At 57.6% G+C, this 6,602-nt stretch carries 2 protein-coding genes and 7 pseudogenes; all 9 read right to left on the reverse strand.

What is annotated here, in order from left to right; genetic code table 11:
* Nucleotides 1-275 (reverse strand): annotated as a pseudogene (rplB, locus tag ACN0SD_RS20640) (50S ribosomal protein L2); the annotation flags it as partial.
* A gap of 140 nt (nt 276-415) precedes the next feature.
* Nucleotides 416-658 (reverse strand): annotated as a pseudogene (locus ACN0SD_RS20645) (50S ribosomal protein L23); the annotation flags it as partial.
* A 33-nt stretch (nt 659-691) separates the two neighbouring features.
* Nucleotides 692-1,253 (reverse strand): annotated as a pseudogene (gene rplD, locus ACN0SD_RS20650) (50S ribosomal protein L4).
* Nucleotides 1,250-1,960, reverse strand: a pseudogene (rplC, locus tag ACN0SD_RS20655) (50S ribosomal protein L3). Before rplC ends, rplD begins: the two co-directional pseudogenes overlap by 4 nt.
* Before the next feature lie 16 nt (nt 1,961-1,976).
* On the reverse strand, nt 1,977-2,297 hold the full coding sequence (gene rpsJ, locus ACN0SD_RS20660; RefSeq protein WP_417810050.1) for a 30S ribosomal protein S10: 321 nt from the start codon (nt 2,295-2,297) through the stop codon (nt 1,977-1,979).
* A 292-nt stretch (nt 2,298-2,589) separates the two neighbouring features.
* Nucleotides 2,590-3,703 (reverse strand): annotated as a pseudogene (gene tuf, locus ACN0SD_RS20665) (elongation factor Tu); the annotation flags it as partial.
* A gap of 81 nt (nt 3,704-3,784) precedes the next feature.
* Nucleotides 3,785-5,800 (reverse strand): annotated as a pseudogene (fusA, locus tag ACN0SD_RS20670) (elongation factor G); the annotation flags it as partial.
* 9 nt (nt 5,801-5,809) lie between these two features.
* Nucleotides 5,810-6,267 (reverse strand): annotated as a pseudogene (gene rpsG / locus ACN0SD_RS20675) (30S ribosomal protein S7).
* A gap of 12 nt (nt 6,268-6,279) precedes the next feature.
* A partial coding sequence (gene rpsL / locus ACN0SD_RS20680; protein WP_417810051.1) for a 30S ribosomal protein S12 occupies nt 6,280-6,602 on the reverse strand: 323 nt, incomplete at its 5' end.

Genomic DNA, 6,602 nt, shown 5'->3' on the forward strand with positions numbered 1-6,602 from the left:
GCGATGAACGCGGTGCGGTTGGGATCGTATTCGATACGCTCGACAGTTGCCGAGATGTCGAATTTGCGACGTTTGAAGTCGACGATACGGTAGAGACGCTTAGCGCCGCCACCCTTGTGCCACATAGTGACGCGCCCGGTGTTGTTCCGGCCACCCGTCTTAGTAAGGCCCTCGGTGAGGGTCTTGACGGGGCGGCCTTTCCAAAGCTCCGAACGGTCGATCAGAACCAGCCCACGCTGGCCCGGCGTCGTCGGTTTGTACGACTTGAGTGCCATGCTCTCTGTCTTCCGTTGGACCAAAGGTCTGTTTCAGGCGGTGCAGACGACTTACGCCCCTGCGCTCATATCCCTAGAATCTAGAAACATAAGCCTGGCGCCCTGATCACTCGGGGCCGCGAGATCGATTGGCTTCTATCAGGGCCTGTGGAGACGTCGATAGTGTTTCCTTCCTCGAGCGTCACATAGGCTTTTTGAAACCACGAGTGCCAGCGATACGCGAAACGCTGGTTTTGCCTTTGGGATGAGCGTTAACCCTTTCACCCAGACGCCGAAGGGCTTCCACAGCCTTGATGACCGGCTTGATGCCGATTTCGCCACGGAAAACAACCGCGCCAATCTCGGACGCCATGGTTGCTTTCTCGGCGATGAGCTTTGACGATTACGTCGTAATGTTCGGCTTTCGCGTCTTGCTTTCAGACGAGCCTGATTTCGATAATTGCTGGTGATCCGAGAGTATCACGTTTGAGGATATCAGACGTTTGCGCCCATCGTCGGGAGAACATCAATACCTTCGATGTTCCGGCTGCGAGAGCGAAGTTATCGTTCACGTCGCGCCGTCGATGATCAGAACGCGCTTCCAGCCAGTTCCTTCGCAGCTTTTGCGAGGATCAGGTCTTGGCGGTTGCCATTTCAGCGCTCAAGATCACGAGGTTGCTGGTCGCCGCCGCGGAGGCGCGTGTTTGAACCGGTGCGCGGAACCTCTTCGGAAGATCATGCGTGACCGCGGGTCGGGCCTTTGTAGACACCACCGTGACGGAAGATCGGTGCGCCTTTGGAACCGTGACGTGCGCCACCGGTGCCTTTTGGCGGTAGATCTTCGGTCAGTAGGACGTCCAACGACCGAGCGTCGGTGGTGCCGGCCTGTGCGCAGCACGCTGCCAACGGACCACACGGTGCAGAATGTCTGCGCGCGGCTCCGGACCGAAGATGTCGTCAGCCAGTTCGATCAACCGATTTACCGTCGAGCTTGATCACATCAAGTTTCGCTTCACCCCTTCGACCGCAACTTCTGCGACCGGAGCAGCTGCGCCAGCAGCCGATTTGAGCAGCCGGCATCGGGACGTTCTCGGGGAGCGGTTTTTCACCGCATCCCATCGTGACCCAGCCACCTTTGGACCCGGAACCGAGCCCTTGACCAGATCAGGCCACGCTCAGCATCAGCCACGACGGATGTTCTGCGTGGTGACACGCACAGCCAGATGGCCAACCATCTTTTTGCCTTTGAACACTTTACCCGGATCTTGACACTGACCGGTCGACCGTGCGAATGGTGCGAACGATACACCGTGCGACGCGCGAAGGCCGCCGAAGTTGTGACGCTTCATAGCACCGCAAAGCCTTCCGTCGAGGAACATGATGTCGACGAACTGGCCAGCATTGTAGTGCTCGGCCGAGATCTCGGCGCTGACTTTAATCAGGTTGTCAGCCGAAACGCGGAACTCAGCAAATTTACGCTTAGGTGCCACGTTCGCTTTTGCGGGCGACCGCGCATTGCCGCCGTGGTGCGTTTTGCTTTCGCTTCACCAGCGCCGAGTTGAACAGCCGTGTAGCCGTCTTTCTCGTCGGTGCGCTGAGCGACCACTTGAGGTTGTCGAGTTGAAGAACGGTAACCGGAACTTCCTTACCATCTTCGAGGAACAGCCGGGTCATGCCCAGCTTCTGGCGATTACACCAGAACGCAGCATCGTCACGCCCTCCTCAGACTTTGATTTCAACGTCGACGCCAGCAGCGAGGTCGAGCTTCATGAGCGCGTCCACGGTTTGCGGGGTCGGGTTGACGATGTCGAGAAGACGCTTGTGCGTACGGATTTCCCACTGGTCGCGCGACTTTTTGTCGATGTGCGGACCACGGAGAACCGTGAATTTCTCGATTTTGTTAGGCAGCGGAATCGGACCGCGAACCTCTGCACCGGTGCGCTTGGCGGTGTTTACGATTTCCTGAGTGCTCGCATCGAGAACACGGTAATCGAACGCCTTGAGCCGGATGCGAATATTTGACCAGACATACGTCTTTCTCATCGCAGGGCTTCGGCTGAGAGTAATTACACTGAATGTGGCGCCTGCACGAACCCCGATCTAGATAGATCAGACGCGGGCATTGCTGTATAGGCCAACCTGTCAAGGCGATCTCTACCCTGATTTGCGCATTCTCGATTAATCGGCACTGCAGCGAAACAGGCGCAATCGGCAAGATTTATTGGGGTTTTCAGGTAATGACGGCTGCGAAATCACCCGCGCCATCCCGCTTCCCGCGATGTGCCGGGCGCCCTGTTGGGCGCCCTTTCCGTGTCTGAGATCTCTCAGAACCCGCTTATGCGATGATTTTCGAAACAACGCCTGCACCAATGGGCGGTCGCTGCGGATTGCGAAGCGCAGTTTCTCTTCCATCGCGATCGGTGCGATCAGCTCAACTTCGAACTTCAGGTTGTCGCCCGGCATAACCATTTTGGCCTTCCGGCAGGTTAACGGCGCCAGTCACATCCGTCGTGCGGAAGTAGAACTGCGGACGGTAGTTCGCGAAGAACGGCGGTGACGCCACCTCTTCTTGGTCAGAATGTGGCTTCCTGAACTTCGTGCGGCTTAACCGAACCTGCCGCACAGAACTGACCGCGCTCAACGCCGTCACGGTCAATGCCACGCAGAAGCGCCGACGTTGTCGCCTGCTTCACCACGATCCAGCAGCTTGCGGAACATTTCCACGCCCGTGCAGGTCGCCGCGCGTGTCGCGGATCCCGATGATTTCGAGTTCGTCGCCAACGTTCACAGCGCCACGCTCGATACGGCCGGTCACAACCGTGCCGCGACCTGAGATCGAGAACACGTCTTCGATCGGCATCAGGAACGGCTGGTCGATCGCACGCTCCGTGTCGGGATGTACGAATCAACCGCTGCGATCAGCGCCTTGATCGACTCTTCGCCGATTTCAGGCCGTTCATAGCGTGCAGCGCCGAACCACGGATGATCGGAATGCGTCGCCCGGGTAGTCGTAGGACGACAGCAGTTCGCGGATTTCCATCTCGACCAGCTCGAGCAGCTCTTCGTCGTCCACTTGGTCGACTTTGTTCATGTACACAACCATACGGAATGCCGACCTGACGGCCGAGCAGGATGCTCGCGCGTCTGCATCGGGCCGTCAGCTGCGTTCATTAACCAGGATCGCGCTGTCCATCTGTGCAGCACCGGTGATCATGTTCTAACATAGTCAGCGGCTGGGGCAGTCGACGTGCGCGGTGACGCGTTTCCGACTATACCAATGTGCGCCGTCGAGATCGATCCCGCGCGCTTTCTCTTCCGGTGCGCCATCGATCTGTCGTAGGCTTTGAAGTCGCCAAAGCAATTTCGTGATCGCCGTCAGGTCGTCTTGCCGTGGTCAACGGCTAATCGTGCCGATGTTGACGCGGCTTGTTACGTTCAAACCTTGCCTTGCCATGGTGGCCTCTGTAGGTCTTAAAACGTGAAGGAAGCGCCCAACAATACGCCCTGACGCCCAATGCCTTACGCGTATTGCTTTTGATCTCGTCCGAGATGTTCTGCGGAACCGCGTCATAGTGGTCGAAGGACATCGAGAAGTTTGCACGACCCGGAGGACATCGAACGCAGGTTGTTGATGTAGCCGAACATGTTGGCCAGCGGCACCATTGCGGTGATGATACTGCGTTGCCGCGGTGTCTTGCCCTGAACCATGCCCCGACGCGAGGTCAGGTCGCCGATGATGCCGCCGGTGTATTCTTCCGAGTGACAACTTCGACTTTCATGATCGGCTGAGCGTTTTGCGCCAGCCTTACGGAGGCCTTCACGCATACCTGCACGTGCCGCGATCTCGAAGGCGAGAACCGAGAGTCAACGTCAGGAACGCACCGTCGATGATGCCACTTTATCGATCACCGAAGCCTGCGAGCGGGCCCGAGTCCATAACGGACTTGATGCCTTTTCGACGCCGGGGATGTATTCTTCGAACTGACCGCCAACAACCTTCGCTTCGAACGAATAGCTCGCCGGCTCGGTCGGTGTACGAGTTTCACGCGGCAAACTACGGTACCACCGGACTGTTTCTGCGTGTAGTCGATCTTCGCTTCGCGCGAGATGTCTCGCGGTAGGTTACCCGGTGCATCGATATTCGCCTCAACTTTGAACTCGCGACGCATACGGTCCACGAGATGTCGAGGTGAAGTTCGCCCATGCCCTTCATGATCGTCTGACCCGATCTGAGATCGGTTTCGACGCGGAAGGACGGATCTTCGGCCGCCAGACGAGCCAAAGCGATGCCCATCTTTCTGGTCAGTTTTGGTTCGGCTCAACGCGATCTCGATGACCGGAGTCGGAAGGTCATGGCTTCGAGAACAACAGGAGCCGGATCACAAAGCGTGTCACCCGTAGGTTTCTTCAGACCGCCGAGCGCGATGATGTCACCAGCAAATGTTCGGTGATTTCTTCACGGTCGATCGCGGCATCATCATCATACGGCCAACGCGCCTTTACGCTCTTTGGTCGCATTCAGCATCGCGTCATCTTGAAAGGTACCCGAGAGATGCGCGTGAAGGTCAGGGAGCCCACGAACGGGTCGTTCATGATCTTGAACGCCAGTGCCGAGAACGGCTGTTCATCTTCGGCCGAACGCGCGATGTCACGGTCCGGTCTCATCACCGGGCTTGAAGTCTATGTAAGCCGGAACGTCGAGCGGCGACGGCAGATAGTCGATGACAGCGTTCAGAGCGCTGACGCCTTGTTCTGAACGACGAGCCCGCCATAACGGAACGAAAGCGAGCGACAGCGTACCCTTGCGGATCAACTCACGCAGCCCGCCGGGCTCATTGCCTTCGAGGTAGGTCAGCCACATCTTGCTCAACAGCAGTTTCGAGCAAGGTGTCGCGCCATTCGGTCGCCTGGTTTGAAGCTCAGCGCGGATCGGCTGACGGATCCAGGACGCGCCCAGATCTTCACCCTGATAGACCCACTCTTCCATCGTCACGAGATCGATGACGCCTTCGAGTTGATCTCTGCGCCAATCGGCAGAACGATCGGCACAGCATTTGTGCCGGTACGGTCTTTGATCATCTTCACGCAGTTGAAGTGTCAGCGCCGGTTTTGTCCATTTTGTTAACGAACACGATGCGCGGAACTTCGTACCGGTCAGTTTGGCGCCAAACGGTTTCGGTCTGCGGCTCAACACCTGCGTTGCCATCCAGAGGACGACAGCGCCATCGAGACTGCCAGCGAACGCTCAACTTCAATGGTGAAGCAACGCGGCCGGGAGGTCGATGATGTTGAAACGGTATTTGTCTGAGCGGTTATGCTCCAGACCCGGATCGATTGTGCGTTCCCAGAAGGTGGTGGTTGCAGCAGGTGATCGTGATGCCACGTTCTGCTCTTGCTCCATCCAGTCCATCGTCGCAGCGCCATCATGCACTTCGCCGATTTTGTGGATTTGCCTGTGTAGTACAGGATACGCCGGGTCGTCGTTTTCCAGCATCAATGTGCGCAATGATGCCGAAGCGATAGCGTTCAAGGGAATTGCGTGCCATGTTAACCCCTTACCAGCGGTAGTGGCTGAACGCTTTGTTCGCGTCGGCCATCTTGTGTTCGCGTTTTTTCACAGCCGAACCGCGCGAGTTGACAGCGTCCAGAAGCTCGCCCGCGGCGCTCTTCCATCGTGTTCCCGTTACGGTTTTTCGCAGCGGTGATGAGCCAGCGGATTGCACAGCGCTTGCGACGGGTCGGGCGAACCTCGACCGGAACTCTGGCGGTAGCACCACCGACGCGCGCGAACGCACTCGACGGAGGGTTTTACTGCTCGAGAGCTTCGCGGAAGACCCCGATCGGCTCGCGCTTGAGCTTGCCTTCAACACGCTCGAGCGCATTGTAGACGATTTTTCGCAGCGGACTTCTTACCATCGACCATGAGGTTGTTCATGAATTTGGTCAGAATGCGGTCACCATACTTGGCGTCCGGGAGAACTTCGCGTTTTTCAGCGGCGTGACGACGTGACATCTCTGGTTCTCCTTATTTCGGACGCTTCGCGCCGTACTTCGAACGACGTTGGCGACGATCTTTAACACCTTGGGTATCCAGCACACCGCGGAGGATGTGGTAACGGACACCCGGAAGGTCTTTTACGCGGCCGCCACGGATCAGAACCACGGAGTGTTCCTGAAGGTTGTGCTTTTCGCCCGGGATGTAGGAGATGACCTCGAAGCCATTCGTCAGACGCACCTTGGCGACTTTACGCATAGCGGAGTTCGGTTTCTTCGGCGTGGTTGTGTACACACGGGTGCATACGCCACGTTTTTGCGGGCAGGACTGAAGGTGTTGCGACTTGGAGCGCT

Source organism: Thioclava sp., assembly GCF_048263065.1.
Lineage (GTDB): Bacteria > Pseudomonadota > Alphaproteobacteria > Rhodobacterales > Rhodobacteraceae > Thioclava.